Origin of the sequence: Synechococcus sp. CB0205 (assembly GCF_000179255.1) — a bacterium.
Taxonomy (GTDB): domain Bacteria; phylum Cyanobacteriota; class Cyanobacteriia; order PCC-6307; family Cyanobiaceae; genus Vulcanococcus.
In genome coordinates, this window is the sequence record NZ_ADXM01000070.1 from 21,159 (window position 1) to 45,930 (window position 24,772).

Genomic DNA, 24,772 nt, shown 5'->3' on the forward strand with positions numbered 1-24,772 from the left:
CAGGTAAAGAAGTCCGCGGTTCGCTCTCGCCCTTTTTGAAGACAGGCCCAAGCTGCACGGAACGCACCCAAGCGGCAATGGATCAACGCCCCGCCCTTGCTACACAACTGATGGTTGCTGGTCTTGGGGCCGGCGTGATCACCAGCTACGCGGTCGCCCAGGGACAGAATCCCCTGACCGCCCTCAGCATTACGGTGTTCTCAGCCCTGGCAGCCGTCCTGGTGGGCCAGGTCCTCTAGACCCGAGCGCAAGGCCATGCCCGCAGACACGCTTTCAACCAGTCAGCGGGAAAGCCTGATCGATGCCCTGCGTTCCTGCCGGAGCACCCAGGAACGCCTGGCCTTTGCCAAGGACTACGCCCAGACCGGCCGTGAACCGCTCTGGAAATTGATCTGCGACCTACTGATCAGCCGTTCGATCTCCAGGGCCGTGGCGGCCCATTGGCTCAAGGACCTGATCGAAGAAGGCAAATCCTCCTAGCGGGCGCTGCGCTCAGCATCGGCCTTGATCGAGGCCTCGAGCTGGCGGCGCTTGTCTTCAATCAAATGCGCACTGCTGACAAAGGCGCAGGCCGTATGGCCATCTTTGGTCAGGCAAACCTTGTAACCGAGACCATCGGTTGTGGGCTCAAAGTCCATCAAATGCATGCCGATGCGCCATTAGAGCTCGCACGTTGGCGGCCCACAAGGGATTGTCACCAGTAGTGTTCAAACCCTCAGGGGACGGTCGGCCATGGACGGGAGATTGGTGGTCATTGGACTCTTACTGGTGTTCGCTGGCTTGTACGTCTCGGTGTACTTCGTCACCCAGGGCATCACGCCTCCCACCTAGGTCGCCATGCAACCTCCAACGGCTCGCTCCTGGCGCAACTTCGCCATCAAGATTGCGCTCTATTGGCTCGGGAAGTTGTGGATTTGCCAGGTTGATGCGACCAGACCGATCTGCCACATCGTCGAGCGCGGCTTCCTGCCCTGCCTGCTGACCTTTGCGCTGATGGATTTCCTGCTATTGCCGTGGCTGAGGCAACGCCTCCAACGCAGGCGCTAGCAAGCCCCCACAGCAACCGTTAAAACCCAAAAGACCAGGCCAACCGCCGCATGTTCAAGATCTACCGGAAGGTCTCGGAGTTCCTGGCTCGTTTTCTGACGGTGGGGCATCCCCTGCGGATCCCAGCGCTGTTGATCTCGCTGTTGTTTTTCTGCCTGGCCGCCACCTGGACCTTCTGGGCCACCTGGGCCGTCCTCAGCGGTGTGCTGGGCCTCTCCAACCTGATCGGCATCAGCGCTGGCGTGGGGATGAATATCGCGGTGTTGAAGCTGCCCGCTTAAACCCGGCTGAAACGCGCATAGGCCAAGTAACAGAGCAGGGTCAACACCAACACTTGAGCGAACGACGGCACAAAGAAACACACCACCAGAACGCCAAGCGTCAGTCCCAGAAGACCGGAGGGTTTCATCGAACGGGGTCGGCTCCTCCCCCTTATCCAGCAGAAGTCAGGAGTCGACCAGGGGAAGAAATACTGATGAAACCATCGGCCTTGACATCGCCGCGGCTTTGGCTTGGATCGTCCCTAACGGGAACGGGGCCATGGGCAGTTACTGGTACCAGTTCAACAACGGCGATCTGCTGCGCTCCGAGGTTCTCCCCTCTGAGGTGGACTGCCAGCCCGCACCGGGAACGGAGGGGCAGCTCGTCTACCAGGTGTTCAGCAGCCGCGAGCGCTTCCGGCTCCTCCGCCTCCATCGCAGACAACAAACCGCGGGCGTGGAGTGGGATCAGGCTGCCTAGGCTGATGGGATGACAGCCAGCGGACGGGCCTTCCGTTTCATCCTCTTGATCGTGGGCATTGGCCTCTTGATCTGGATAACGAGGCAACAACCGCGTCCGACACCCAGCGGCGGCAGCGGACTGCCGGCATCTGGCATGGGCTCTCCCCGGCCCGGACTCCGCAGCTTGGGCTACTGAAGAGAACACCGAATGTTTCGCGACCTCTGCCCAGCACTGGCCAACAAGACCTACTTCAACTACGGCGGTCAGGGGCCTCTGCCCACCCCATCGCTCGAGGCCATCACAGCCAGTTGGCACACCATTCAGGAGCTGGGGCCCTTTACAACTGATGTCTGGCCCTTCATCGAGCAGGAAACCAGCCGCCTGCGCCGAAGCCTGGCGAGCTGGTGTGGGGTCGGCCCCCATCGCATTGCCCTCACCGAGAACGTCACCAGTGGATGTGTCTTGCCCCTCTGGGGCTTGCCCTGGGAGGAGGGCGATGAGCTGCTGATCAGTGACTGCGAGCACCCAGGCGTGGTCGCGGCCTGCCAAGAACTGGCCCGCCGCCACAACCTGACCCTGGCCACCCTGCCGGTGCTGGAGCTCTGCCAGACCACCGCCCAGCGGGCCCTTGAGGGAGCCGTTCTGGAACAGCTCCAGACCTGCCTGAAGCCCAGAACCCGGCTCCTGGTCCTCTCCCACCTGCTCTGGAACACCGGCTCCGTGATGCCCATCGCTGCGGTGGCCCAACACCTGCAGGCGCACCCCCAACAACCCTGGCTGCTGGTGGACGCAGCCCAGTCCATGGGCAGCCTTCCCGTCGCCGAAGCGGCGCAGGCAGCCGACATCTACGCCTTCACCGGGCACAAGTGGTGCTGCGGCCCAGAGGGCCTGGGGGGAGTCGCCCTCTCCGAGCGGCTCTTGGATCAAGGCCAGCCCACCTTGATCGGCTGGCGCAGCCTTGAGCAGGAGAGCAGTGCCGGCAGCAGCTGGCACCGCGATGGTCGCCGCTTTGAGGTCGCCACCTCCTGTGTGCCCCTCTTCAGTGGACTGCGGCAATCCCTGGAGTTGCTCAGTGCCGAGGGCAGCGAGACGGAACGCCTCGAGAGCATTCGCCGGGGCAGTCAGCAGCTTTGGCAAAACCTGCAGTCACTCCCCGGCTGCCGCACCCTCTTGAGCGAACCCCCGCCAGCTGGTCTGGTCAGCTTTCGCCTGGAGGGGGTTGAGACCGCGCAGGCGGTTGAGGCCTTGGGTCAAGCGGGGCTCTGGATCCGGCGGTTGGATTCACCGGATTGCCTCAGGGCCTGCACCCATCTCAGCACCCTCCCCACCGAAATCGAGGCCCTGAGCGCAGCCGTGAGTGAGCTGCTTCCCTAACAGGGTCGACTGCGCAGCGCCTTCTCGGCCTCCTCGCGGTCGTCGAAATGGACCTTCTTGGTCCCCAGGATTTGATAGTCCTCGTGGCCCTTACCGGCGATCAAGACCAGATCCTTGGGACCAGCCATGGCGATGGCCGCCGCGATGGACTGGGCCCGATCCACGTCCACTTGGACTGGGGTGCCTTCAGGGATCCCGGCCAGCACATCCTTGAGGATTTGCTCGGGGTCTTCGGTGCGGGGGTTATCGGAGGTCACCAAGACCTGATCGGCCAAGCGGGCAGCGATCGCCGCCATCTGGGGACGCTTGGTTCGGTCGCGATCCCCCCCGCAACCAAAGACACAGATCAACTGCCCTTCCACAAAGGGGCGGCAGGCCTTCAGGGCACTCTCCAAACCGTCGGGGGTGTGGGCGTAATCCACCAGCACCGCCGGAGCAGCGGCGTCGCCGCAGTCCGCGCGGGCCACCTGAACCCGCTCCATCCGGCCGGGAACGCCCTTGAAGCTGCCCAGGGCCTCCAACATCGCCCCCAGGGGGAGTCCCTGCTGCAGCAAGACACCAACAGCCTCCAGCAGGTTCATCAGGTTGAACTTGCCCAGCAACGGCGAGCTGAACGCTCCGCGACCCAGCGGGGTAATCAGAGTTCCGCTGACCCCCTGCGAACCCATCTGCAGCGCCTCCATCCGTAGATCGGCGTCAGAGTCCGGCTCCAAGGAGGCCCGCCAGCAGCGATCCCCCAGGCGCTCGGCCAATTGCTTGCCCCAGGGGTCGTCGACATTGACCACGGCCCGGGCCTCAGGGGCCAGCAAGGGCGCTGCAAACAACTTGGCCTTGGCCTCGAAGTAGGCCTCCATTGAGGGGTGGTAGTCGAGGTGGTCCTGGGTCAGGTTCGTGAAGATCGCCCCGGCAAACCGGCAGCCACTGATCCGCTGTTGATCCAGGGCATGGGAGCTCACCTCCATGGCCGCAATCCGTGCTCCGGATTCGGCCGCCAGGGCCAACTGCGCCTGCAGCTCATCGGCAAAGGCCGTGGTGTGTTGCGCCGTGATGCTGTGGCCAGGCCAGCGGTTGATCAAGGTGCCAAACAGGGCAGCTGGGTACCCGCAAGCGCTGGCCAGGTGCTCCAGCAGGTAGGTCGTGGTGGTCTTGCCGTTGGTCCCCGTGACCCCGATCAAAGCCGTGCGTTGACTGGGTTGCTGCCAGAACTCCGCCGCCAGCAGGCCGGCCCAACGGGAGACGGGATCGGAAACCACCAACACCGCATCACCATCGGCCGGGGGCCTGGCCTCCGCTGCTGAGCGCCCAATCACCGCCAGGGCCGCTCCCAACTGAAGTGCCTCAGGCCAAAACGTTCCCCCATCCACCGTGGCGCCGGGCAGCCCCACAAAGACAGTCCCAGGGCACACACGGCGCGAATCGCAGCTCACCCCCTGCACGTCGCCATTGCCCAGCCCTGGGGGGACAGCCAGCCCGACCTCTCGCAGCAGGGAGTGGAGCCGTTGGGCCATGGGTGGGCGCGCGTTAGAGCTGTTTTAAGTCGGTTCTGCGCTGAAAACGTCGCCCCTGAGACCAGTCCCGTGAGCCTCAATCAAGACACCCCAGGCGGGCCGGCTACTGGACCCCCTGTTGGGCCAGCCACAGGGCCAACTGAGGCGCACCCAGCCGCGGTGAAACGCGGGGCAAAACCCTTTCTGCGCCACTACTTCGATCCAGCAGCACCGGCACCTCCAGGCCAAAGCGCGCCAGCAATTGGGGGTCGAGATCGACATCCACCGCCTCGAAGGACACCCCAGCAGCACGCAACTTCTCCTCCAGCCCCTCGCAGAGGCAGCAGCCCACACGGGTCACAAGCACCAGAGCTGCCATCAATCGGGCACCGGGTCACACCCACAGGGCGTCCAGGGGTGACAGCGCAGCAGGCGCTTGATCGTCAGCCAACTGCCCCGCCAGGGGCCATGGCGCTCGATCGCCTCCAGGCCATAGGCGCTGCAACTGGGGATGAAACGGCAGCGGGGAGGGCCCAGCAGCGGCGAGATCGCCAGGCGATAGAAGCCGATCAGGGCCAGCAGCAGGCGTTGAAGCAGGCTGTTCATTGGTGCTTCGGGCCGAGCGATAGGATCAACAACTGGCGTGGCGTTAAGCCTTGCAGCGGAGTGGGGTCCCTGGACCACAGCTCCATGCTCTCAGGCAAGCCATGTCTGGATCAACCTGAACATCCGCACCTATGTCTCGCTACCGCGGCCCTCGCCTGAGGATTACGCGGCGCTTGGGAGACCTTCCTGGTCTCACCCGTAAGTCCGCCAAGCGGTCTTATCCACCCGGTCAGCACGGCCAAGCCCGTCGCAAGCGCTCCGAATACGCCATCCGTCTGGAAGAGAAGCAGAAGCTTCGCTTCAACTACGGCATCTCCGAGCGTCAGCTCGTGCGCTACGTGAAGAAAGCGCGCGCCCAGGAGGGTTCCACCGGAACCAACCTGCTGAAGCTGCTCGAGAACCGTCTCGACAATGTTTGCTTCCGCCTCGGCTTCGGCCCCACCGTCCCCGGTGCCCGTCAGCTGGTGAACCATGGCCACGTGACAGTGAACGGCCGCGTCGTGGACATCGCTAGCTACCAGTGCAAAGCCGGTGATGTGGTCGCCATCCGCGAGCGCAAGCAGAGCAAGAAGCTGGCTGAAGCCAACCTGGAATTCCCGGGCCTGGCCAACATCCCGCCCCACCTCGAACTCGACAAGAACAAGCAGGTCGCCAAGGTGATCAGCAAGTGCGAGCGCGAGTGGGTCGCTCTGGAAATCAACGAACTGCTGGTGGTGGAGTACTACTCCCGCAAGGTCTGATTCCGATCAGACACCTTCAACAGGTCAGCCCCCGCTTCGGCGGGGGCTTTTTTGTGTCGACCTGTTAGGAGCAGGCCTCAGCCCCCGATCAAGGTCTCCAGGGCTTGAGTGACGTCGTCCTGGCGCATCAGCGATTCACCCACCAAAACGGCATCCGCTCCGGCGCTCTGGACGCGGTCGAGATCCTCGCGGCTAAAGAGACCCGATTCGCTGACCAACAGGCAGCCCTTGGCGCGCAGTTGCTCGCCGTAGCGCTCCATCAACTGCTCGGTCGTCGCCAGATCGGTGTGGAACGTGGCGAGGTCGCGGTTGTTGATGCCGATCAGCTCAACACCATCGAGGGCCAGCACCCGCTCGAGTTCAGCCGCGTCATGCACCTCAACCAAGGTCGTCAGCCCCAGGCTCTTGGCCACCTTGAGCAGGTAACCGAAGTCCTGATCGGTGAGGATCGCCGCGATAAGTAGCGCCGCATCGGCCCCGGCCGCCCGGGCTTGATAGAGCTGATAGGGCGTGAGGATGAAGTCCTTGCAGAGCAGCGGCAGGTCCACCACCTGACGCACCTGCACCAGGACCTCAAAGCCCCCCTGGAAGAACGGCTTATCGGTCAACACCGATAGGCAGCTGGCGCCCCCAGCGGCATAGCCCTGGGCAATCGCCTCGGGGTCGAAGTTCTCGCGGATCACGCCCTTGCTGGGGCTGGCTTTCTTGACCTCAGCGATCACCGCGGGCTTGCGGCAGGAGGCCTTCAGGGCCGCCAGAAAATCGCGGGGTGCCGGCAGATCAGCAACCTGTTTTTTGAGTTGCTCCAGGCTGACGCGCTCACGGGCCGCCGCCACTTCGCGGTCCTTCTCCCAGACGATCTTCTCGAGGATGTTGCGGGGCTCACCCTCCTCGTGGGGAACGGCGTACTCAAGGTGGGCCACCTTCACCTTGGGGTTCGGGGGCCTGCGGCGGATCTCCATGGTCGTCTCCTCAGGCGGCGATGGCCATGGCGGCCTGCTTGTAGGCCACTTCCACCACCTCGCTCAAGGTCGGGTGGGTGTGCACCTCATTCGCCAATTGCTTCACGCTTTGGCGGCGGGCCACGGCGTTGGCGATCTCCTGAATCAGATCGGCCGCATGCAGTCCATAGATGTGGGCGCCCAGCACCTCACCAGTGGCCTTGTTGAACAGGAGCTTCATCAAGCCGTCACTCTCCAGCTCGGCCAGGGCCTTGGAGTTGGCCTTGAAATAACTGCGAACCGAGCCCAATTCAAAGCCCTCCTTGGCCGCCAACTCCTTGGCGTCGGCTTCACTCAGACCCACCGAGCTGATCTCGGGGTGGGTGAAGGTCGCCGCAGGGATCGAGCGGTAATCAATCGTGCGGGGGTGGCCCAAGATGTTGTCCACGGCCACCGTGCCTTGGGCCGCTGCGGTGTGGGCCAGCATCATCTTTCCGGTCACATCGCCCACTGCCCAGAGGTGGGGCACGGGAGCACCGTTCACCAGAACCCGCAGCTGGTCATCCACGGGGATGAAGCCGCGGTTGGTCTCGATGCCGCAGGCCTCAAGGTTGAGTTCCTTGCTGGTGGGAACCCGGCCGGTGGCCACCAGGACCGCATCCACCTCGAGAGTCTCAACGGGCTCGCGGGTTTGCATGTCCACCAGCTCGATCTGCACTGGAGCACCGGGCTTGATCGACTTGGCCAACACGCCGGAGCGCGCGTCGATATCGCGGCCATCAATCAGGTTGCGGGCGGCGATCTTGGCGATGTCGGGATCGAAGGTGGGCATCACCCGATCCAGGGCTTCGATCATCGTCACCTCACAGCCCAGGGCCGTGTAGACGTCGGCGAACTCCAGGCCGATGTAGCCGCTGCCGACGATGGCCAGCCAGCGGGGCAGCCACTCGAGGTTCACGGCCTCATCACTGGTGAAGACCGTGCGGCCATCGGTTTCGATGCCGGGGGGAACAAAGGGATCTGAGCCGGTGGCGATGATCACGTCACGGCCGCTCAGCACCCGATCAACGCCGTTGATCTCGCGCACGCCCACCTTCTGGGGGCCTTCCAAACGGCCCGTGCCACGGATAATCGTGACCCCAGCACGCTCCAGGGTTTTGGTGAGATTGGTGCGGATCGTTGCCACCAGCTGGTTGGCGTGATCGGCGATCTTCTGACGTTCAAAGCGCACGGGAGCGGCATGGATGCCAAAGCCCTTGAGATGCTCGGCATCGGCCAGCTCGCGCACCCGACCACTGGCGGCGAGCAGTGCTTTGGAGGGAACACAACCGCGGTTGACGCAGGTGCCGCCCATGTCGCGGCTCTCGATGATCGCGGTGCGCAGCCCGTGTTCAGCGGCGTGCTTCGCAGCATCAAAGCCGCCGTAGCCCGCGCCAATCACGATGACGTCAAAGTCGAAACTGCCGTCGCTCACCTGAGGCCTGCCCAATTGGGGGGCATTCTCCCCTGTCAGCCCCCCAATCCCAAGTTGTGTTGCTGCCGCCATCGCTCAAGCAGCAGGGGAGCCGCCGCCACACCGACGTTGAGGGACTCCACGGCCGGGCTGTGGGGAATGGTGACGCGATGGCTGGCCAGGGCCGCGAGCTCGGGATGCAGGCCAGCCCCTTCATTGCCCAGAAGGAGCACCGTCGGGCGAGTCCAATCCAGCTCCCAGTAGGGGATGGCCCGATCTGGATCCACCAACGTGGCCACCAGCTGGTGTCCCGCGGCGGCCGCCTCAGCCAGGCGCGCGACCAGTCCCGTTCGATCGGGATCACGCCAGTGCGGCAAGGCCAGGGCCGCCCCCGCTGAAGCCCGCAGCACCTTCGGCTGGCAGGGGTCAGCGCCGCCCCCGAGCCAGAGATCGTTGACCCCTGCCGCCAGGGCCGTGCGCATCAAGGTGCCGAGGTTGCCGGGATCCTGCAGTTGATCCAAAGCCAGCACAAAGGCTCCGATTCCTTGCGCCTTCGGCAAGGCCTCCCGCTTGAACGTCGCCACCACCCCGTCGGGGGTTTCAGTCGTGGCAACAGCGGCCAGAACGGTTTCCCCGACGGGCTGGAGACGCTCGATCAGGTTCCCCAAAAGCGATCCATGGCGCTCCAGCCAGGCCGGGGTCGCCAGGAGCTGCTCGGGCGAGAGCCCCAACCGCAGCAGCTCCTGGAGTTGGTGGGTGCCTTCAAGCAGGAGCAGGCCCTGTTCGCGGCGTCCCTTGGACTGGTGCAGAGCACGCAACCGGCCAACCAGGGGATTGCGGCGGCTGGTGATCAGCTCCATCAGAAGGTTTCGTGGCGCCTCACGTGCAGGCCATCGCCCACAACGAGGCTTTTGTCGTCGAGGTCCAGGCCCCGGACCGCTGCCACCTCGCCCTTGAGGCCCTCCGCCTGCAGATTTTTGATCAGCTCCTTGATCAGCACGTCTTCAATCGTCTTCTGATCGAAGGCATCGGGCGTGAGGGCCTCAAGGAAGCGCCCCATCTTCGAGGCCATCACTTCCGGGGCATTGGAGATCTTCAGGACGAGCATCGACTCAAAAACAGAAGGAAGCGCTGAGTGGGCACCGACCCAAAGCTGGCAACAGCCGCCTGGATCAGCAATAAAAAAGCTCCTCCCCGAGGGGAGGAGCCTTCAGTGCGGATGGGGAGACTTGAACTCCCACGACATTGCTGCCACTAGTACCTGAAACTAGCGCGTCTACCAATTCCGCCACATCCGCGAGGTGTGGGGCGTCGCTCGGCGCGACCAGCGAAATGTACCCCATCGAGGGACCCGGCCTGGGGAGGGACGAGATCGGCCACAAACCAGGCCAGCAATGGCTTCGAGCCAGTTCGAATGCCGGCCGTCTTGCCGGTCTCATTCGTTGTTGTCAGGATAGGGCCCCTCAGGCGGGACGCCTTTAGCCATGACCGCGACTCTCGTCCCGTCTCAACAGATTCTCACCCCGCAACTGGAAATTGCCGGTGGTCGCCGACTCGCAGGCGAGCTCCGTGTCAGTGGCGCCAAGAATTCAGCCCTGGTCTTGATGGCCGCCAGCCTGCTCACCACCGAGCAGCTGCGCCTGCGCAACGTGCCTCCCCTCACCGACATCGGTGGGATGGCCGAGATCTTGGTCTCCCTGGGTGTCGCCACCTCTCACCACGGCGACACCCTTGAAATGGATGGGTCTGGACTGAACCAGTCCGCTCCGCCCTACGAGCTGGTCAACAGCCTGCGGGCCAGCTTCTTCTGCATCGGCCCCCTGCTCGCCCGCACCGGCATCGCTCGGGTGCCCCTGCCCGGCGGCTGCCAGATCGGCACCCGCCCCGTGGTGGAGCACGTCAAAGGACTCAAAGCCCTCGGCGCCCAGGTCACGATTGAGCACGGTGTGGTCTCCGCCGTCGTCCCGGGCCGCAGCCACCGCCTCACCGGCGGACGGATTCACCTGGACTGCCCCAGCGTTGGTGCCACCGAGACCTTGATGATGGCCGCAGCCCTGGCCGAGGGCGAGACCGTCATTGAAAACGCCGCCCTTGAACCCGAGGTGGTGGACCTCGCGGGACTCCTCCTGGCCATGGGCGCCAAGGTGCGCGGCGCCGGCACCCCCACGATCACCATCGTTGGCGTCGAGCGTCTGCACGGCGCGGACTACGCCGTGATCCCGGATCGCATCGAAGCCGGAACCTTCCTGCTGGCCGCCGCCATCACCCGCTCCTGCCTCACCGTGGCACCGGTGGTCACCGATCACCTGGGCGCCGTGCTGACCAAGCTCGAAGAGGTGGGCTGCAAATTGGAGATTGATGGCACCAACGTGACCATCAGTGCTGACGCCATTCAGGGGGTGGACCTGCGCACCCAGCCCTTCCCGGGTTTCCCCACGGACCTGCAGGCACCGTTCATGAGCCTCTTGGCCACAGCCAACGGCAACAGCGTCGTCACAGAAAACATCTTCGAGAACCGGCTGCAGCACGTCGCCGAGCTCCAGCGCATGGGAGCCGCGATTCGCACCCAAGGCAACACCGCTTTCATCGAAGGGGTCCCTCGGCTCAGCGGAGCACCGGTGCAGGGCTCCGACCTGCGCGCTTCCGCCGCGATGGTCCTCGCCGGCCTGGCCGCTGAGGGCATCACCTCCGTCCAGGGCCTGGAGTACCTCGACCGCGGCTATGCCGATTTCGAGGGCAAGCTGAACGCGGTTGGCGCCTCGATCCGCCGACTCGGCTGACCCCTAAAGTCACCAACGCGGGAGCGTGCCGGAATTGGTAGACGGACTCGACTCAAAATCGAGCGCCTTCGGGCATGTGGGTTCAAGTCCCACCGCTCCTATTTCTCCCCCACCGACCACATCGCCGTCTGAGACGGCGGTGATGAACACCTACGGCCGTTTCCCCCTGGAGCTCGTCCGGGGACGCGGCGTGTGGGTCTGGGACAAGCAGGGCCGCCGCTACCTCGATGCGGTCGCCGGCATCGCCGTCTGCACCCTCGGTCACAGCAGCCGCGTGATGCGCAAGGCCTTGGAGCGCCAGCTGCGCAAACTGCAGCACGTCTCCAACCTCTACCGAATCCCCGAGCAGGAGCAACTAGCGGGCTGGATTCGAGACAACAGCTGCGCAGAGAGCGTCTTTTTCTGCAATTCCGGCGCCGAAGCCAACGAAGCGGCCATCAAGCTCGCCCGCAAGCACGGCCATCAGGTGCGGGGCATCGACACCAGCCACGAGCGGGGCCCGCTGATCCTCACGGCCCACGCCAGCTTCCACGGCCGCACCCTGGCGGCGGTCACCGCGACCGGTCAACCGAAGTACCACCAGGGCTTCGAGCCCATGGTCCAGGGCTTCCGCTACTTCCCCTACAACGACATCTCCGCCTTTGAGGCGCTGCTGCATCGCTGCGAAGCCGCAGGCCCCCGCGTCGCTGCAGTCCTGCTGGAGCCCCTTCAGGGCGAAGGCGGAGTGAACCCCGGAGATGTGGCCTTCTTCCAGCGGGTTCGTGATCTCTGCGATCAGTACAAGATCCTGCTGATCTTTGACGAGGTCCAGGTGGGTGTGGGGCGCACGGGCCGCCTCTGGGGCTACCAAAAACTGGGGGTTGAACCGGATGCCTTCACCCTGGCCAAGGGCCTCGGCGGTGGCTTCCCCATCGGCGCCCTCTGCGTCAAAGCCTCAGCAGATCAGCTCAAACCGGGCGAGCACGCCAGCACCTTCGGCGGCAACCCCATGGCCTGCCGCGCCGGCCTGACGGTGGCCTCCGAACTGCAGCGCCGAAACCTGCCGGCCCATGCCGAGCAGATGGGTGCGTTGCTGCAGAACCTCCTGTTGGAGCTGGTCCAACGCCATCCCCAACTGGTCAAGGGCGTGCGCGGCTGGGGACTGCTGCAGGGCCTGGTCCTGCAGGCAGGCGGTCCCAAGGCGATTGACGTCGTCAAGGCCGCGATGGACCAGGGTCTGCTGCTGGTTCCAGCCGGCACCGATGTGGTGCGTTTTGTTCCCCCCCTGACGATCCAACCGCGGCACCTGCGCTTGGCGGTCAAGCGACTCGAGAAAGCCCTGCTGGCGTGTCCCTCCCCGACCCCTTCAGCGAGCTGATTGCTCCCTTCAGCCGTCGGGGTGTGGACCTCGGGCTGAACCGCATTCAGGCGGCTCTCGCTGAACTCGGCCATCCCGAAGGTCGCTTCAAAGCCGTTCAGGTGGCCGGGACCAATGGCAAGGGGTCCATCGCCACGATGATCGAGCGGATCGTCAGCGCCGCTGGGACGCGCTGCGGGCTCTACACCTCCCCCCACCTGCTGAGTTGGTGTGAGCGCATCCGCCTGCCCGAGGGCCCCATCGGCGAAGAGGCTCTCAAAACGCTGCTGCAACGGCTGCAACCGCTGGCGCTGCGCCATGACCTCACCCCCTTTGAACTGATCACCGTGGCGGCCTTTGTCGCCTTTGCTGAAGCGGAGGTGGAGCTGGCCGTCCTCGAGGTGGGGCTCGGGGGGCGACTCGATGCGACCACAGTCCACCCCCAGCGGGACGTTCTGGCCTTCGCCTCCATCGGACTGGATCACGTCGAACACCTCGGCCCCACCCTCGAGGCGATCGCCCAGGAGAAGGCGGCGGTCATGGCGCCTTCGGCCATCGCGGTCAGCGGTCCCCAGGCCCCAGAGGTCGAAGCCGTGATGGAGGCGCAGGCCGAGGCGCGCACCTGCGAACTGCGCTGGAGAGAACCTGTCGCCAGCGAAGCCAATGGGGGCCCCCGCTTGGGGCTCAGCGGCGCGCTGCAACGCAGCAATGCCGCCGTGGCGATCGCCGCCGCGGAGGCCCTCAGGGAGAAGGGGTTCGAGGTCACAGATGAGGCCATTCGCCGCGGGCTGCTGCAGGCCCGATGGCCCGGCCGGCTTGAGCGGCGCCAGTTCCGCGGCCAGCCGCTTCTGATCGATGGAGCCCACAACCCGCCTGCCGCGGCCGCACTACGCCGGGAACTGCAGCCCGGTCAGCGGCGCTGGTTGATCGGGATGCAACCGCACAAGGACGCCCCCGATCTGCTGCGCCATTTGCTGGAGCCCGGTGATCTGGTCCGGGTCGTGACCCTGCCGGAGCACAGAAGCTGGAGTGCCGCTGAACTGCGTCAGGACGTCCCTGGCATCGAAGACGGGTCCAGCGACCTGAGCGAGAACCTGGAGTGGCTGGTGCAATCAGAGCGCCTGCCGGTCGCCTGCGGCTCCCTTTATTTGGTGGCGGCCCTCCTGCCGCTGCTTGACCCGACAGACTGAAGTCCCGGCCCCACCACCGCCATGACCTTCACCCGTCTCTTTAGCTGGCTGTGGGCCGCGGTGATCCTGCTGGGAGCCCCAGGCCTGACCCTGGCCCTCGACACCTCAGCCGGAGTGGGCCTCCAGGATCGGGCCCTGTTCCAGGACACCGTCGACTACACCCTCACCAACCAGAGCGGCAAGGACTTCTCCGGCCAGCAACTGGCCAACACCTCCTTCGCCGGCGCCGTGGGTAAAGCCGCCAACTTCAGCGGCGCCGATCTCCATGGCGCGATCTTGACCCAAGGGGCCTTCCCCGATGCCAACTTCAACGGCGCCGACCTCTCGGATGTGCTGCTGGATCGCACCGACATGAGCGGCACGGACCTGCGCAATGCCGTCCTGGTTGGGGTCATCGCCTCCGGCAGCACCTTCACCGGTGCCCAGGTGGAGAACGCCGACTTCACCGACGCCCTGCTCGATCGGGCCGATCAGCGCAACTTCTGCATCAGCGCCTCGGGCACCAACCCGACGACGGGCGCCAACACCCGCGCCAGCCTGGGCTGCTAAGTCCAGCCGCGCAACTTGCCCGGGTTCATCAACCCAGCCGGGTCATAGGCCCGCTTGGCATCCACCTGATCCGCATCCACCACCCCGAGGCCTCCGTCCTCCACGCTGATGACGTGGGGGTTAAAAAGCAGGCAGCCCAGATCACGGGCCTGGTCGATCAGCTCCTGCAGGGCTTGCGCTCCCCGCCAACGCACCAGGGGAAGACAGGCGAAACGCTGACGACCCTGGCTGCGAACCGCCTCCAGGTGCCACAGCAGATCCTCGCCCCAGCGCTCCCGCAGGGCCTCCAGTGCGGGCGCCTCCGGCTGCGGCAAGAGCAACTGCAGATAGGTCCAACCTGAATCCTGACTGCGTACATGCAGGGTCGTGTGGTTCCAGGTGAGCTCCCGCAAGGGAACGCCGCGGCTCTGCCCTTGGGGAGCGCTCCAACTCAGCCGTCCCCCCAACTCCTTGATCCACGACTCCAGGACGGCCGTGGCATCCGGTGCCGCCAGGAGCAACAGGCGATGGGCGCCGCCACTGCCGTCCGGGCAGCCCTGGGGCCAGGGCAAACGTGCGGCCACGGCGGCCTCCAGCACACACAGCGCTTTGAGTTCCAAGGCCGAGCCAGAGAGCTGCTGGGCCGCCGCCAGGGCAGCAGACCAATCCTCAAAATCGAGCACCCACTGCCGCCAAGCCACCGCCGGCGCCGACGCCATGGTCAAGGCCGTGAAGATTCCATTGGTGCCATAGGCGTGGTTCAGGGGACGGGCGGCGCTCGCATCGAGCTGCAGCAGCCGCGGCTCCGCCTCAAGCGTCACCATCTCCACCCCAAGCAGGTGGCCGGGATCCCGCAAAAACCCCCAGCGCAGCGAACCAATCCCGCCGGATCCACCCGCCACATAGCCGCCGAGACAGGCGGTGCGCACGGTGCTCGGCAGCAGCCGTTGCTCCCGCCCATGGGCGAGCAACTGGCGATCCAGCTCCGCCAGGACAATCCCGGGTTCCGCCGTAAACACCCCGGAACTGGCATCCACCTGCCGCAGGCGGTTCAGACCGCTGGTCTCCAGCAGCATCCCACCGGCCAAGGGAATGCACTGGCCATAGTTCCCCGTCGCCGCGCCCCGCACCGTCAGGCTGACGCCGTGGCGGCTGCAGGCTGCGGCCACCTGCAGAACCTCCTCGGGGGCCTGCACCCGCACCCCGATCTGAGCGCGCAGACCACAGAGCAGCGGTTGCAGCACTGGGGAATAAACGAACCCATCGGCCGCCAGACCCTCCAGCTCGCCGGCACTCCGCAGGAGAGGCAATCCAGCCGCCCGCAGATCCGCCGCCAAGGCCTCCAACTGAGCGGCGCTGGCGGGATCGGGGAGCCCATGGGGCAGGGAGCCTGGGAGATCGGGGGTGCTCTGCATCAGCCCAAATTGGCAAGCCGAGGATCGGGATGGGCCTGGTCCAGCAGCGGCAGCCAACGGCCCTGCCGCAGGACCCGGCGCTGGGGGGAATGGGCCAGCAGTTCCGACCAGCTCCCGGCACTGGTCAAGAGCAGATCCGCGGGTCCGCCCACCCGCAACACCCCATCCCAGTCCATCTGCAGCAGGCGAGCCGGGGTCGTGGTGAATGGCATCAGTCCCTGACGTTCCCAAGGGGGGGTGTGGGTGGCGCGGAAGCTCAGCCGCAGCAAATCCAACGGATCAAAGTCGCCACCGGGGTACCAGGGGTCCTGGACGTTGTCGGCCCCCATGGCCACCGCGACCCCCTCCTGCTGCAACAGCCGCAGGGGGGCCAGGGGACGGAAGCCGGAGCTCACGCTCTGCTCGCGCCCCAACAACCAGAAATTGGTGGTGGGCAAGGCCACAACCGCCACTCCCAAGCACTGCAACCGCCGGGCCAAGGGCCTGGCCTGGGCTGCACTCAAGAGCCCCATGCTGCTGGCGTGACTGCAGGTGATCGGCACCCCAGGGTGGAAGCGCTCGAGCCTCTGCACCAGCAATTGCACTCCGGCGGCGGGGGCCTCGGAGGACTCATCGATGTGCAGATCAATGCCACACCCCAAGGTGCCAGCCAAGCGCAGCAGCTGATCCAGTTCCGCGCCATCGCGGCCACTGCTGGGGAAGGGAGGTCCCAAGACTCCACCCAGGAGACCGCCCGCAGCCGCCACCCGCTTGGCTAACGCCAAGCCCTCACTCGAGCCCCAGTGGGCCAGGGGAGCCAAGGCCACCAGCTGCAACTGGACCCGCTCCTGCCAGCGCTGCTGCAACTGCAGCAGCGCATCCCAGCTGGGGCGCGAACAGGGGCCACCGCTGTCGATATGGCTGCGCAGGCCCCGCAGGCCATAGCGCCAGGCTTGATCGAGGGCCCGCTCACCCCGCTCCAGCACCTGCTGGGCGCTGCGTTCTTGTCCCTCGCGAAGGTTCAGCTCCAGGGCCGCCTGCATCCGGCCGCTGTAATTGGGAAACCCTGGCCAGCTGAAGGCCTTGTCCAGATGGACATGGGGATCCACCAAGGGGGTCAGCGCCAACAGCAACCCGCTCTGCCGGCAGGGTTCGATCGAGCGGAGCTGAGTGCCCTGCCACGCCAACTCGACCGGGAGCAGTCCCTGGGCATCGCCGCAGGGCAAGTCCCTGCGCTCGGGATCAAGCAGGGCCCGCGGCACCAGACACTGCAGCCGCTGCTCGAGGCCTGACTCCATCTCCAAGGCGATCAACGCTGCGCCAAACCCTGCGCCGCTTGTTCTGAACTCTGAACCACCAGCAGCTGACCAGCGCCAGCCAGGGTCACGGCCCGGTAGCGGGGGATCGTGAGGCCGGGCAACAGGGTCTGACCGCCCAGTTCAGTGGTGTAAACGCTGAACAGACCGGCGTTGTAGCGGCGGCTGGAGGCGGCCGCCAACTGACCCAGCACCTTGCGCTGACTGGCCACCAGCTGGGGGCAGTCCTGAATCACCAAGCGTGCCAGAAGCGGTAGGGATCCAGGGGCGCAGAGCTCCCTGGAGGCGGCCCGCACCAACTGATCGCCGGCAAAGGCCTCGAAGTCCTCTGTCCCGGGGTTGGTCACGGCCAACGCCAGGAGGCCGACACCGGCTGCCGCCACCCAAGTCCAGCGACCATCACCCGTGGAGGCAGTCATCGATCGAGAGCCGTTGCATTGGTAGGATCGGCACGCCCTGGCGGGCGTAGCCAAGTGGTTAAGGCACCGGGTTGTGGTCCCGGCATTCGGGGGTTCAAGTCCCCTCGCTCGCCCCTTCCAGAATCCCCTGATTCTCTCTGAGGATCAGGGGATTCGCCCTATTTGGAGCAAATCGCAGCCTCCAGCAAGGCTGCCAACAATGAAGAGGCTCCATGGCGAACGGGATCCCAGACGGGAAGACCCGTCTGCGCCTGCAAAGCCGACCGTTCCTGCTCGGCCTGCTCCTCCGTCAGCAGGGCGGTGTTGAGGCAGATCGCCCGCACCTTGGGACGCGCGCCATCGGGGCGCGCCAGGGCGGCCAGGGCCTCGTTGGCCGCAATCACCTCAGGCACTGGCGGTATCGCCACCAAAGCCGCCCCCGGCCGCGTGCGCACATGGGTCTGCCCCGCCCGGTGCACCAGCAACAGGGCCGTCGGCTGACTGCCCCGAATCAAGGGCAAAGTGGCCGTCGAGCCGGGATGACAGAGGGAGCCCTGCCCCTCCACCAGCACCAAGGTCTCGGCCGTGGCTCCCTCGGCCGCCTTCAGCACCGCCGCTTCCACCGCGCCGGCGGCGTAGTCGACGCGCACCGCATCCAAGGCCACGCCCTGGCCACTGATCAGAATCCCCGCCTGACCAGTGCCGACAAAGCGCACGTCCCGGCCCTGCTGCTGGCCGCAGCGCTGCAACTCCAAGCAGGCGCTCATCTTGCCCACGGCCATGTCGGAGCCGACCGCCAGCACCCGCCGGCCCGGCAGGGCAGCGCACCGGGCGGTGGCCACCTCCAAATCCGCCGGCTCATGGCGTAGGTCCCAGATCCACTGGCCTGCCGCCAAGGGAAGCGCCGCGAACTCCGGGTCATCCGCCAGGCGGCTGTGCAAACCACTGGCGAGGCTCAATCCCGCCCGCAGGGCCTGCACCACATCAGCCCGCATCTCCAGCGGTAGGCGGCCGCCGGAGGGCGCCAGGCCCACCACCGCCACCTCGGGTCCATAGGGCAGCGCCGCCTCCAGATTCGCCAGCACCGGGACGGGGCGCTGAATCCCGGTCACCGCTTCGAGGGACTCACCCGCGTGGGCCGGGTCCACCACTGCCACGATCGGGCCAGAGCGGTAGCGCAACATCGCCAGGCCGGTCTTGCCCGAGAGGTTGTCCAGCCCGCCGTGCTGCAGCAGCACCACCGGACGCTCAGCAGAAAGCATCAGCCCACCTCCTGGACACCCAGGCCGGGCCGGGCCGCCGGAAGCAGCCGGTCCCCGTGGCGCTCGGGCCCCAAGAAGGGGTCATCCACCAAGTTGAGGTGGCTATCGAGATCCGGCCAATACACCAGGGGCAGCAGCTGGGCTGCACCGCTGTTGAGCAATCCGCCATCGGAGTAGCAACCGAGCATCACCTTCAACCCCAAGCGATGGGCCGTGCGGGCCATCAGCCATCCCTCGCTGAGGCCGCCGCACTTCACCAGCTTGATATTGATGCCATCGACATGGGGGGCCAGACGCAGCAGATCGCCCAGATCCCAACAGCTCTCGTCGGCCACCAGGGGAATGGGCGCCAGACCATGCAGCGCGGCAAAACCCGCCCGGTCGGCTTCCAGATCGAGGAGAGGCGGCAAGGGTTGCTCCACCAGCACCACGCCTTGATCCGCCAACCAAGGAATCATCTGGCGAGCGCCATCCAGCGTCCAACCGCCATTGGCATCGATCTGCAGTTCATCGCCTGGGCGCAGGGCCAAGCGCACCCCCGCCACCAACTGACGGTCGTGGTCCAGGCCGTCGGGGGATCCCAACTTCAACTTCACCCGCGTGGCGGGCAGCTGCTGCCGCCAACGCTCCAGCCGCGCCAAAACTGACTCCAAGGCGCCCAATCCCAGGGTGACGCTGGTGGCGACGCAGGCCGCCGGATCCAGCCCCCAAAGCCGATGCACCGGTTGCCCCAGCCGCTGCCCCCACCAGTCGTGCAGGGCCAAATCCAAGCCGCAGCGGGCCGGGGGACTGAGGTCCTTGAAAAGGTGCTCCATGGCCTGCAGGGGCTGGGGCTGGGGCTCCAGGGACTCCAACTGGGGAGCCAGGGCCTCGAGTTCCGCGGCAACCGCGCCGGTCTCGTAGTGCCGGTGGCCCGTATCAAAGCCGCCGGTCTCGCCACGGCCCGTGATGCCGCCATGCTCCAGTTCCAGCAGCAGGTGCTCGACAGCGGCGGTCGTGCCGCGGCTGATGGCCAAGGGCACCGCTTTGCTGAGGCGAAAACGGCTCAGACGGAGGCGCATCGAAGGACAGTTGCCCCTTCAAGCTGGCACGGATCGCCCCCCCGCGCCGCCCATACCGGAAACTGGTGGCATGACGGCGACACAACTGAGCGCTCCCCAGTCCACGACGGGACGCGGCAGCTACTGGATCACGACCTTCGGCTGCCAAATGAACAAGGCGGATTCCGAGCGCATGGCCGGGATCCTCGAATCGATGGGCTACAGCGAAGCCACGGCTGAACTCGAGGCCGATCTGGTCCTCTACAACACCTGCACGATCCGCGATAACGCCGAACAGAAGGTCTACAGCTATCTAGGCCGCCAAGCCCAGCGCAAACGCGTCAACCCCAACCTGACCCTGGTGGTGGCCGGCTGTGTTGCCCAACAGGAGGGGGAATCGCTGCTCCGCCGCGTGCCGGAACTGGACTTGGTGATGGGGCCGCAGCACGCCAATCGCCTCGATGTCCTGCTCAGCCAGGTGGAGCAGGGCCAACAGGTGGTGGCCACCGAGGAGCACCACATCCTTGAGGACATCACCACCGCCCGCCGCGACAGCAGCATCTGCGGCTGGGTGAATGTGATCTACGGCTGCAACGAGCGCTGCACCTACTGCGTCGTGCCCTCGGTGCGCGGCAAAGAGCAGTCGCGCCTGCCTGAGGCCATCAAGCTGGAGATGGAGGGTCTGGCCGCCCAGGGCTTTAAAGAGATCACCCTGCTCGGGCAAAACATCGATGCCTATGGCCGCGATCTGCCTGGCATCACGCCGGAGGGGCGCCGTCAGCACACCCTCACGGATCTGCTGCAGTTTGTCCACGACGTCGAGGGCATCGAGCGGATTCGCTTCGCCACCAGCCACCCCCGTTATTTCACCGAGCGCCTGATCGACGCCTGCGCAGATCTCCCCAAGGTCTGTGAGCACTTCCACGTCCCCTTCCAAAGCGGAGACGACGACGTGCTCAAGGCCATGGCCCGGGGCTACACGATTGATCGCTACCGCCGGATCATCGACCGCATCCGCGATCGCATGCCCGACGCCTCGATCAGCGCCGATGTGATCGTGGCCTTCCCCGGTGAGACCGATGCGCAGTACCGGCGCACCCTCGATCTGATCGACGAGATCGGCTTCGACCAGGTCAACACCGCCGCCTACTCACCCCGCCCCAACACCCCGGCGGCCGACTGGCCCAACCAGTTGAGCGAAGAGGTGAAAGTGCAACGGCTCCAGGAGATCAACGCCCTGGTGGAGCGCAAGGCCAAGGAGCGCAGCGCGCGCTACGCCGGCCGCACCGAACAGGTCCTCGTTGAAGGGGTGAATCCCAAACAGGCGGACCAGGTGATGGGGCGAACCCGCACGAACCGCCTGACCTTCTTCCCCGCCGCCCGCGCCTCTGAAGGCCACTGGCAAGCCGGCGATCTGGTGGAGGTTCGTATCGAGGAGGTCCGGGCGTTCTCCCTCAGCGGAATCGCCCTGTCCTGACGCTGGCTAAGGGCGGAATCACTGATACGTTTGGCCCCTGATCTGACGCCCCTATGAGCTCCGAAACCATCAATTTGGGTTTGGTGTTTGGGGGTGTCACGGGCGAGCACGCCGTCTCGATTCGCTCTGCCAACACCGTCGCCGCTGCGCTGCGCTCCGGGGCCAACGCCCAGCGCTATCGGCTCGACTGTTTCTATATCGACCAATGGGGCCATTGGTGGCCGCCGGCGGTGGCCGATGCGGTGCTGGCCAAGGGCACACCAGCCGAACGCAGCGAACTGCCCGCCGCACCCCTGCGGCCTGGTTTCCAAGGCTTTCCAGAAGGGGCCCTGGACGTTGAACTCTGGGTCCCTGTGCTGCATGGCCCCAACGGAGAAGACGGGACGATCCAAGGGCTCTTCAGCCTGATGCAGGTGCCCTTTGTGGGCTCGGGGGTCCTGGGCTCGGCCGTCGGCATGGACAAACAGGCGATGAAGGCCGCCTTTGCTGCGGCGGGACTGCCCCAGGTGCCCTACGCCTGCGTCGATGTCCAGGAGCTCGAGCAGCAACCGGAGGTGCTGGTTCAGCAGCTGGAAACACAGCTCGGTTATCCCTGCTTCATCAAGCCCGCCAACCTGGGCTCATCCGTTGGCATCAGCAAAGCGAGCAACCGCGCTGAGCTCATGCAAGGCCTTGCCCTGGCGGCCCAGCACGATCCCCGCATGGTGGTGGAGCAGGGCATCCAAGCCCGGGAACTGGAGTGCGCGGTCCTTGGGGGGCAGCAGATGCGCTCCTCCGTGCTCGGCGAGATCTGTTTTGACGCCGACTGGTACGACTACGACACCAAATACAGCGACGGCAAAAGCCACACGGTGATTCCTGCGGAGGTGCCCGAGGCCCTCAGCGAGCGGGCCCGAACGATGGCCATCGCCGCCTGCCGAGCGGTCGGCGCCTCCGGATTGGCCCGGGTGGACTTCTTCTATGAGCAGGCCAGTGGCGCCCTTTGGCTGAACGAAATCAACACCCTGCCGGGCTTCACCAGCCAGAGCATGTACCCGATGCTCTGGGCCAAAACAGGGTTACCGCTTGAGGAGTTGGTGCACGAATTGGTGCAACTGGCGCAAGAATCGGCGCAGCCCAGCCACTCCAGGAGGACCGAAGCGGCATGAGTCACGGTCTGATCTGGTTGCCTCTGTTGGTGATCTTTCCGTTGATCACCGCCCTCGGTTGGCTGGAGCGCCGCCGCCAAAATTTGTTTCGGGCCTGGGCTGAGGGTGCCGAACTCTCCAAGCTGGACGACGGCGGCGGCGCCCGCTTGATTGACGGAACCATCGCCTGGTGCGTCTTCGAGTCGGGAAAGCTCAACGAGAAGGGCAGCTTTGAGGTCAAGGGACTCGATCAGGTCGACCTCTTGGCTTTGGGTTCCGGGGAAGCGCCCCTGACCGAGGAAGCGCAGGGTGCCTGCCGTCTGCGGCTGATGGGCGGTGGCCAACAAGCGGATGTGCCCTTTGCCGATGCTGAGCGCGCACGCCGCTGGCGGGATCAGCTGATGTCCCGCTCCCGCTGCGAGTTGTGAGCGCAGCCTCCTCGCGCTCGGGCCACGCCCTCGAGCGCAGACGCCAGCTCCGGCAGGAACGGCGGCAAGAGCGTTTGAAGCAGATCTGGCGCGTAACCGTGCTGGCCGGCAGTGCCGGGGCCCTGGGCTGGGGCCTCTTGCAACAGGGCTGGGTGGTGCGTGATCCAGACCAAATCGAAGTCCTTGGCAGTCGGCAGGTCAGTCGAGCCCAGGTGATCCGTGAGGGGGACCTTCAACTCCCTTTGCAACTGCTGACCTTGCAGCCCAAGCGATTGGCCCAACGCCTCTCTGCGGGCCTGCCTGTCGAGCAGGTCCAGGTCAACCGCCTGATGCTCCCCCCTCGGCTCCAGATCTCCCTGGTGGATCGAGAGGCCGTTGCCCAGGCCCAACGCCGAACCCGCAAGGGCTTTGAGATGGGCTACGTCGATCGCCTGGGGAACTGGATGACCCGCCGGCAGCAATCCGCTGGCGCCCCGGCGGCCGCACCGACGGTGATGGTGCTGGGCTGGCAGGAGCGTCTCCGCCCTTCACTCTCGCGGGTCCTGGCCGAGCGCGATGCCCTGGGCAGTCCGCTGCTACAGGTGCGCTTTGAACCCAATGGCAGCCTCTGGCTCCGCACCGCGGCCCTGGGGGACATTCACCTCGGACCCACCGATGACAAGTTGGCCAAGCGCCTGGATGTTCTGCGCCACCTCTCCTCAGAGCTCCCCGGTCAAATCAAAAATCTGAAGCTGAAGTCCATTGACCTCAGCGATCCGGATCAACCCGAACTGGGCCTACCGGCCAAACCGGTCCCGAAGGCCGCCAAAACACCCCCGCCCGCAGCGGACTGAAGCTCCGGAGCAAAAACCCGTAAACGGTGACAGGGCGTTGCGCTAAAGCCCTTTGCCGGCAAAGGTATGCCGATCTAGGCCTGTGATTGGCAGGAACAACGACATAATGCAGCGAAGCACCAACGGCACTGCACCGGCTATGGAGATCGCACCCGAGGGCCTCAGTGCCGTCACCAGCAATGGTTCTGCGGGGATCGTGCCTAGCCAGTCCGCTCGCATCGAGGTGATCGGCGTCGGCGGCGGCGGCAGCAATGCCGTTGGTCGCATGATCCTCTCGGATCTCGAGGGCGTTGGATACCGCGTACTCAATACAGATGCCCAGGCCCTGCTGCAGTCGGCAGCAAAACAGCGCGTTCAGCTCGGCCAAAAGCTGACCCGCGGCCTGGGGGCCGGCGGCAACCCGGCCATCGGCCAAAAAGCGGCTGAAGAATCCCGCACCGATCTGGCGCAGACCCTCCAGGGTGCAGACCTGGTCTTCATCGCCGCTGGCATGGGCGGTGGAACAGGAACCGGTGCCGCTCCGGTGGTGGCCGAAGTCGCCAAGGAATGCGGCGCCCTGACCGTGGGCATCGTCACCAAGCCCTTCGGCTTTGAAGGTCGCCGCCGCATGCGTCAGGCCGAAGAGGGCATCGCCCGCCTGTCCGAGCATGTGGACACCCTGATCGTGATCCCCAACGACCGGCTGCGGGAAGCCATTGCTGGTGCACCCCTGCAGGATGCCTTCCGCGCCGCCGATGACGTCCTGCGGATGGGCGTGAAGGGCATCACCGACATCATCACCAAGCCCGGCCTTGTGAACGTTGACTTCGCCGATGTGCGCTCGGTCATGAACGACGCCGGCACCGCACTGCTGGGTCTGGGCGTCGGCTCCGGCCGTTCCCGCGCCAGCGAAGCCGCCCAGGCCGCCATCAACAGCCCGTTGTTGGAGTCCGCACGGATCGACGGCGCCAAGGGCTGCGTCATCAACATCAGCGGTGGCAAGGACATGACCCTTGAGGACATGACCACCGCCTCTGAGGTGATCTACGACGTGGTTGACCCCGAGGCCAACATCATTGTTGGTGCCGTGGTGGACGAGAAGCTGGAAGGCGAGATTCACGTCACGGTGATCGCCACGGGCTTCGAAGGCGGCGGTGCCTATCGCCCCGAGCGGCCCTTGAACAGCTTTGTGGCCGGCGACAGCGGCGAAGGCGACCTGCCCGGTGCAGCCATCCCCTCCTTCCTGCTCAACCGCCAGAACAACAACTGAGTTCTGGACTGAGAACCAGCAAAAAGGGGCCCCAGGGGCCCCT

Annotated in this window: 30 protein-coding genes and 3 tRNA genes; 19 read left to right on the plus strand and 14 right to left on the minus strand. The window is 65.6% G+C overall.

All coding sequences use genetic code 11. From position 1 onward, the window contains the following. Window positions 1-77: 77 nt before the first annotated feature. Both CB0205_RS16430 and CB0205_RS0113600 read left to right on the plus strand, forming a co-directional pair. A complete protein-coding gene (locus CB0205_RS16430; RefSeq protein ID WP_010318083.1) occupies window positions 78-239 on the plus strand; it encodes a hypothetical protein in 162 nt (53 codons plus the stop codon). Window positions 240-255: 16 nt separating this feature from the next. Next, entirely contained in the window at window positions 256-480 is a 225-nt protein-coding gene (locus CB0205_RS0113600; RefSeq protein WP_010318084.1) for a spectrin repeat-containing protein, read from the plus strand. Here the strand turns inward: CB0205_RS0113600 and CB0205_RS16435 are convergent. Further along, window positions 477-647, minus strand: a complete 171-nt coding sequence (locus tag CB0205_RS16435) for a hypothetical protein (RefSeq protein ID WP_010318085.1) — start codon at window positions 645-647, stop codon at window positions 477-479. The two genes, CB0205_RS0113600 and CB0205_RS16435, sit on opposite strands and share 4 nt — an antisense overlap. Window positions 648-837: 190 nt before the next feature. Here CB0205_RS16435 and CB0205_RS0113615 point away from each other — a divergent pair, with 190 nt between their 5' ends. From CB0205_RS0113615 to CB0205_RS0113640, 5 genes are all read left to right on the plus strand, one after another. After that, window positions 838-1,047, plus strand: a complete 210-nt coding sequence (locus CB0205_RS0113615) for a hypothetical protein (protein ID WP_010318087.1) — start codon at window positions 838-840, stop codon at window positions 1,045-1,047. Window positions 1,048-1,097: 50 nt separating this feature from the next. After that, on the plus strand, window positions 1,098-1,328 hold the full coding sequence (locus CB0205_RS0113620; protein WP_010318088.1) for a hypothetical protein: 231 nt from the start codon (window positions 1,098-1,100) through the stop codon (window positions 1,326-1,328). A gap of 259 nt (window positions 1,329-1,587) precedes the next feature. Then, on the plus strand, window positions 1,588-1,788 hold the full coding sequence (locus CB0205_RS0113630) for a hypothetical protein (RefSeq protein WP_010318091.1): 201 nt from the start codon (window positions 1,588-1,590) through the stop codon (window positions 1,786-1,788). Between the two features lie 9 nt (window positions 1,789-1,797). Further along, the gene (locus tag CB0205_RS16210) at window positions 1,798-1,965 is read left to right on the plus strand and encodes a hypothetical protein (RefSeq protein WP_156798005.1); all 168 of its coding nucleotides are present in this window, start codon (window positions 1,798-1,800) and stop codon (window positions 1,963-1,965) included. A 12-nt stretch (window positions 1,966-1,977) separates the two neighbouring features. Then, window positions 1,978-3,144, plus strand: coding sequence for an aminotransferase class V-fold PLP-dependent enzyme (locus tag CB0205_RS0113640; protein WP_010318092.1), 1,167 nt, complete (start codon window positions 1,978-1,980; stop codon window positions 3,142-3,144). Here CB0205_RS0113640 and CB0205_RS0113645 read toward each other — a convergent pair. From CB0205_RS0113645 to yidD, 3 genes are all read right to left on the minus strand, one after another. Continuing rightward, window positions 3,141-4,652, minus strand: coding sequence for a UDP-N-acetylmuramoyl-L-alanyl-D-glutamate--2,6-diaminopimelate ligase (locus tag CB0205_RS0113645; protein WP_010318093.1), 1,512 nt, complete (start codon window positions 4,650-4,652; stop codon window positions 3,141-3,143). The two genes, CB0205_RS0113640 and CB0205_RS0113645, sit on opposite strands and share 4 nt — an antisense overlap. 103 nt (window positions 4,653-4,755) lie before the next feature. Then, a complete protein-coding gene (locus tag CB0205_RS0113650) occupies window positions 4,756-5,010 on the minus strand; it encodes a glutaredoxin family protein (protein WP_010318094.1) in 255 nt (84 codons plus the stop codon). After that, on the minus strand, window positions 5,010-5,237 hold the full coding sequence (yidD, locus tag CB0205_RS0113655; protein ID WP_010318096.1) for a membrane protein insertion efficiency factor YidD: 228 nt from the start codon (window positions 5,235-5,237) through the stop codon (window positions 5,010-5,012). Before yidD ends, CB0205_RS0113650 begins: the two co-directional genes overlap by 1 nt. Before the next feature lie 131 nt (window positions 5,238-5,368). Between yidD and rpsD the strand changes: the two genes are divergently transcribed. Beyond that, the gene (gene rpsD / locus CB0205_RS0113660; protein WP_010318097.1) at window positions 5,369-5,977 is read left to right on the plus strand and encodes a 30S ribosomal protein S4; all 609 of its coding nucleotides are present in this window, start codon (window positions 5,369-5,371) and stop codon (window positions 5,975-5,977) included. Window positions 5,978-6,054: 77 nt separating this feature from the next. Here the strand turns inward: rpsD and trpC are convergent, their stop codons facing one another. The 5 genes from trpC to CB0205_RS0113685 all read right to left on the minus strand — a co-directional run bounded on the left by trpC (window position 6,055) and on the right by CB0205_RS0113685 (window position 9,669). Beyond that, on the minus strand, window positions 6,055-6,939 hold the full coding sequence (gene trpC, locus CB0205_RS0113665; RefSeq protein ID WP_010318099.1) for an indole-3-glycerol phosphate synthase TrpC: 885 nt from the start codon (window positions 6,937-6,939) through the stop codon (window positions 6,055-6,057). A 10-nt stretch (window positions 6,940-6,949) separates the two neighbouring features. Continuing rightward, a complete protein-coding gene (gene lpdA, locus CB0205_RS0113670; protein WP_010318101.1) occupies window positions 6,950-8,392 on the minus strand; it encodes a dihydrolipoyl dehydrogenase in 1,443 nt (480 codons plus the stop codon). 35 nt (window positions 8,393-8,427) lie between these two features. Then, window positions 8,428-9,231, minus strand: a complete 804-nt coding sequence (locus CB0205_RS0113675; protein WP_010318103.1) for an RNA methyltransferase — start codon at window positions 9,229-9,231, stop codon at window positions 8,428-8,430. Then, the gene (locus CB0205_RS0113680; RefSeq protein WP_010318105.1) at window positions 9,231-9,479 is read right to left on the minus strand and encodes a hypothetical protein; all 249 of its coding nucleotides are present in this window, start codon (window positions 9,477-9,479) and stop codon (window positions 9,231-9,233) included. The genes CB0205_RS0113675 and CB0205_RS0113680 overlap by 1 nt, the downstream gene beginning before the upstream one ends. A gap of 106 nt (window positions 9,480-9,585) precedes the next feature. Beyond that, window positions 9,586-9,669 (minus strand) — tRNA-Leu (locus CB0205_RS0113685). 186 nt (window positions 9,670-9,855) lie between these two features. On the opposite strand from CB0205_RS0113685, the gene murA reads away from it, so the two are divergent. The 5 genes from murA to CB0205_RS0113710 all read left to right on the plus strand — a co-directional run bounded on the left by murA (window position 9,856) and on the right by CB0205_RS0113710 (window position 14,226). Beyond that, window positions 9,856-11,151, plus strand: a complete 1,296-nt coding sequence (murA, locus tag CB0205_RS0113690) for a UDP-N-acetylglucosamine 1-carboxyvinyltransferase (protein ID WP_010318106.1) — start codon at window positions 9,856-9,858, stop codon at window positions 11,149-11,151. Window positions 11,152-11,170: 19 nt separating this feature from the next. Then, a tRNA-Leu gene (locus CB0205_RS0113695) sits at window positions 11,171-11,252 on the plus strand. A gap of 41 nt (window positions 11,253-11,293) precedes the next feature. Further along, window positions 11,294-12,508 carry an aspartate aminotransferase family protein gene (locus CB0205_RS0113700; protein ID WP_010318107.1) on the plus strand — a complete coding sequence of 405 codons (1,215 nt, stop codon included), beginning with the start codon at window positions 11,294-11,296 and terminating at the stop codon, window positions 12,506-12,508. Beyond that, the gene (locus tag CB0205_RS0113705) at window positions 12,478-13,677 is read left to right on the plus strand and encodes a folylpolyglutamate synthase/dihydrofolate synthase family protein (protein ID WP_010318108.1); all 1,200 of its coding nucleotides are present in this window, start codon (window positions 12,478-12,480) and stop codon (window positions 13,675-13,677) included. Before CB0205_RS0113700 ends, CB0205_RS0113705 begins: the two co-directional genes overlap by 31 nt. Before the next feature lie 21 nt (window positions 13,678-13,698). Further along, on the plus strand, window positions 13,699-14,226 hold the full coding sequence (locus CB0205_RS0113710; protein ID WP_010318109.1) for a pentapeptide repeat-containing protein: 528 nt from the start codon (window positions 13,699-13,701) through the stop codon (window positions 14,224-14,226). Here CB0205_RS0113710 and CB0205_RS0113715 read toward each other — a convergent pair. Genes CB0205_RS0113715 through CB0205_RS0113725 form a run of 3 tightly spaced genes read right to left on the minus strand, consistent with a single transcriptional unit; the run spans window position 14,223 to window position 17,334 of the window. Beyond that, a complete protein-coding gene (locus tag CB0205_RS0113715; RefSeq protein ID WP_010318110.1) occupies window positions 14,223-15,620 on the minus strand; it encodes an FAD-binding oxidoreductase in 1,398 nt (465 codons plus the stop codon). The genes CB0205_RS0113710 and CB0205_RS0113715 overlap by 4 nt on opposite strands. Continuing rightward, window positions 15,620-16,897 carry an amidohydrolase family protein gene (locus CB0205_RS0113720; protein ID WP_043706205.1) on the minus strand — a complete coding sequence of 426 codons (1,278 nt, stop codon included), beginning with the start codon at window positions 16,895-16,897 and terminating at the stop codon, window positions 15,620-15,622. The genes CB0205_RS0113715 and CB0205_RS0113720 overlap by 1 nt, the downstream gene beginning before the upstream one ends. A gap of 11 nt (window positions 16,898-16,908) precedes the next feature. Further along, complete coding sequence (locus CB0205_RS0113725) at window positions 16,909-17,334, minus strand: DUF4359 domain-containing protein (RefSeq protein WP_010318113.1); 426 nt, start codon at window positions 17,332-17,334, stop codon at window positions 16,909-16,911. A 40-nt stretch (window positions 17,335-17,374) separates the two neighbouring features. On the opposite strand from CB0205_RS0113725, the gene CB0205_RS0113730 reads away from it, so the two are divergent. After that, window positions 17,375-17,447, plus strand: a tRNA-His gene (locus CB0205_RS0113730). A gap of 45 nt (window positions 17,448-17,492) precedes the next feature. On the opposite strand, the gene CB0205_RS0113735 is transcribed toward CB0205_RS0113730, so the two are convergent. Both CB0205_RS0113735 and CB0205_RS0113740 read right to left on the minus strand, forming a co-directional pair. Beyond that, a complete protein-coding gene (locus CB0205_RS0113735) occupies window positions 17,493-18,575 on the minus strand; it encodes a DUF1611 domain-containing protein (RefSeq protein WP_010318115.1) in 1,083 nt (360 codons plus the stop codon). After that, window positions 18,575-19,636 carry a dipeptide epimerase gene (locus tag CB0205_RS0113740; protein ID WP_010318117.1) on the minus strand — a complete coding sequence of 354 codons (1,062 nt, stop codon included), beginning with the start codon at window positions 19,634-19,636 and terminating at the stop codon, window positions 18,575-18,577. Before CB0205_RS0113740 ends, CB0205_RS0113735 begins: the two co-directional genes overlap by 1 nt. A 70-nt stretch (window positions 19,637-19,706) precedes the next feature. Here CB0205_RS0113740 and miaB point away from each other — a divergent pair, with 70 nt between their 5' ends. The 5 genes from miaB (at window position 19,707) to ftsZ (ending at window position 24,729) form a co-directional block, all read left to right on the plus strand. Beyond that, complete coding sequence (gene miaB, locus CB0205_RS0113745) at window positions 19,707-21,092, plus strand: tRNA (N6-isopentenyl adenosine(37)-C2)-methylthiotransferase MiaB (protein WP_010318119.1); 1,386 nt, start codon at window positions 19,707-19,709, stop codon at window positions 21,090-21,092. A 53-nt stretch (window positions 21,093-21,145) separates the two neighbouring features. Next, complete coding sequence (locus tag CB0205_RS0113750) at window positions 21,146-22,240, plus strand: D-alanine--D-alanine ligase family protein (protein ID WP_010318121.1); 1,095 nt, start codon at window positions 21,146-21,148, stop codon at window positions 22,238-22,240. Beyond that, window positions 22,237-22,647 carry a hypothetical protein gene (locus CB0205_RS0113755; protein ID WP_010318124.1) on the plus strand — a complete coding sequence of 137 codons (411 nt, stop codon included), beginning with the start codon at window positions 22,237-22,239 and terminating at the stop codon, window positions 22,645-22,647. The genes CB0205_RS0113750 and CB0205_RS0113755 overlap by 4 nt, the downstream gene beginning before the upstream one ends. Then, window positions 22,644-23,480: a cell division protein FtsQ/DivIB gene (locus tag CB0205_RS0113760; RefSeq protein ID WP_010318126.1), complete on the plus strand. Its 837-nt coding sequence runs from the start codon at window positions 22,644-22,646 to the stop codon at window positions 23,478-23,480. Before CB0205_RS0113755 ends, CB0205_RS0113760 begins: the two co-directional genes overlap by 4 nt. Before the next feature lie 106 nt (window positions 23,481-23,586). Next, window positions 23,587-24,729 carry a cell division protein FtsZ gene (ftsZ, locus tag CB0205_RS0113765; RefSeq protein WP_029626421.1) on the plus strand — a complete coding sequence of 381 codons (1,143 nt, stop codon included), beginning with the start codon at window positions 23,587-23,589 and terminating at the stop codon, window positions 24,727-24,729. The last annotated feature ends 43 nt before the right edge of the window (window positions 24,730-24,772 follow it).

What these genes read in the sequence shown, in the direction of transcription:
- rpsD (WP_010318097.1), top strand. Translation starts at nt 5,369, where the DNA reads ATGTCTCGCTACCGCGGCCCTCGCCTGAGGATTACGCGGCGCTTGGGA.
- CB0205_RS0113720 (WP_043706205.1), bottom strand. Translation starts at nt 16,897, where the DNA reads ATGGAGTCAGGCCTCGAGCAGCGGCTGCAGTGTCTGGTGCCGCGGGCC.
- CB0205_RS0113600 (WP_010318084.1), top strand. Translation starts at nt 256, where the DNA reads ATGCCCGCAGACACGCTTTCAACCAGTCAGCGGGAAAGCCTGATCGAT.
- CB0205_RS16210 (WP_156798005.1), top strand. Translation starts at nt 1,798, where the DNA reads ATGACAGCCAGCGGACGGGCCTTCCGTTTCATCCTCTTGATCGTGGGC.
- CB0205_RS0113750 (WP_010318121.1), top strand. Translation starts at nt 21,146, where the DNA reads ATGAGCTCCGAAACCATCAATTTGGGTTTGGTGTTTGGGGGTGTCACG.
- CB0205_RS0113620 (WP_010318088.1), top strand. Translation starts at nt 1,098, where the DNA reads ATGTTCAAGATCTACCGGAAGGTCTCGGAGTTCCTGGCTCGTTTTCTG.
- CB0205_RS16430 (WP_010318083.1), top strand. Translation starts at nt 78, where the DNA reads ATGGATCAACGCCCCGCCCTTGCTACACAACTGATGGTTGCTGGTCTT.
- CB0205_RS16435 (WP_010318085.1), bottom strand. Translation starts at nt 647, where the DNA reads ATGCATTTGATGGACTTTGAGCCCACAACCGATGGTCTCGGTTACAAG.
- CB0205_RS0113675 (WP_010318103.1), bottom strand. Translation starts at nt 9,231, where the DNA reads ATGGAGCTGATCACCAGCCGCCGCAATCCCCTGGTTGGCCGGTTGCGT.
- ftsZ (WP_029626421.1), top strand. Translation starts at nt 23,587, where the DNA reads ATGCAGCGAAGCACCAACGGCACTGCACCGGCTATGGAGATCGCACCC.
- murA (WP_010318106.1), top strand. Translation starts at nt 9,856, where the DNA reads ATGACCGCGACTCTCGTCCCGTCTCAACAGATTCTCACCCCGCAACTG.
- CB0205_RS0113740 (WP_010318117.1), bottom strand. Translation starts at nt 19,636, where the DNA reads ATGCGCCTCCGTCTGAGCCGTTTTCGCCTCAGCAAAGCGGTGCCCTTG.
- CB0205_RS0113615 (WP_010318087.1), top strand. Translation starts at nt 838, where the DNA reads ATGCAACCTCCAACGGCTCGCTCCTGGCGCAACTTCGCCATCAAGATT.
- miaB (WP_010318119.1), top strand. Translation starts at nt 19,707, where the DNA reads ATGACGGCGACACAACTGAGCGCTCCCCAGTCCACGACGGGACGCGGC.
- CB0205_RS0113640 (WP_010318092.1), top strand. Translation starts at nt 1,978, where the DNA reads ATGTTTCGCGACCTCTGCCCAGCACTGGCCAACAAGACCTACTTCAAC.
- yidD (WP_010318096.1), bottom strand. Translation starts at nt 5,237, where the DNA reads ATGAACAGCCTGCTTCAACGCCTGCTGCTGGCCCTGATCGGCTTCTAT.
- CB0205_RS0113645 (WP_010318093.1), bottom strand. Translation starts at nt 4,652, where the DNA reads ATGGCCCAACGGCTCCACTCCCTGCTGCGAGAGGTCGGGCTGGCTGTC.
- CB0205_RS0113715 (WP_010318110.1), bottom strand. Translation starts at nt 15,620, where the DNA reads ATGCAGAGCACCCCCGATCTCCCAGGCTCCCTGCCCCATGGGCTCCCC.
- CB0205_RS0113650 (WP_010318094.1), bottom strand. Translation starts at nt 5,010, where the DNA reads ATGGCAGCTCTGGTGCTTGTGACCCGTGTGGGCTGCTGCCTCTGCGAG.
- CB0205_RS0113700 (WP_010318107.1), top strand. Translation starts at nt 11,294, where the DNA reads ATGAACACCTACGGCCGTTTCCCCCTGGAGCTCGTCCGGGGACGCGGC.
- trpC (WP_010318099.1), bottom strand. Translation starts at nt 6,939, where the DNA reads ATGGAGATCCGCCGCAGGCCCCCGAACCCCAAGGTGAAGGTGGCCCAC.
- CB0205_RS0113725 (WP_010318113.1), bottom strand. Translation starts at nt 17,334, where the DNA reads ATGACTGCCTCCACGGGTGATGGTCGCTGGACTTGGGTGGCGGCAGCC.
- CB0205_RS0113735 (WP_010318115.1), bottom strand. Translation starts at nt 18,575, where the DNA reads ATGCTTTCTGCTGAGCGTCCGGTGGTGCTGCTGCAGCACGGCGGGCTG.
- CB0205_RS0113755 (WP_010318124.1), top strand. Translation starts at nt 22,237, where the DNA reads ATGAGTCACGGTCTGATCTGGTTGCCTCTGTTGGTGATCTTTCCGTTG.
- CB0205_RS0113710 (WP_010318109.1), top strand. Translation starts at nt 13,699, where the DNA reads ATGACCTTCACCCGTCTCTTTAGCTGGCTGTGGGCCGCGGTGATCCTG.
- CB0205_RS0113630 (WP_010318091.1), top strand. Translation starts at nt 1,588, where the DNA reads ATGGGCAGTTACTGGTACCAGTTCAACAACGGCGATCTGCTGCGCTCC.
- CB0205_RS0113680 (WP_010318105.1), bottom strand. Translation starts at nt 9,479, where the DNA reads ATGCTCGTCCTGAAGATCTCCAATGCCCCGGAAGTGATGGCCTCGAAG.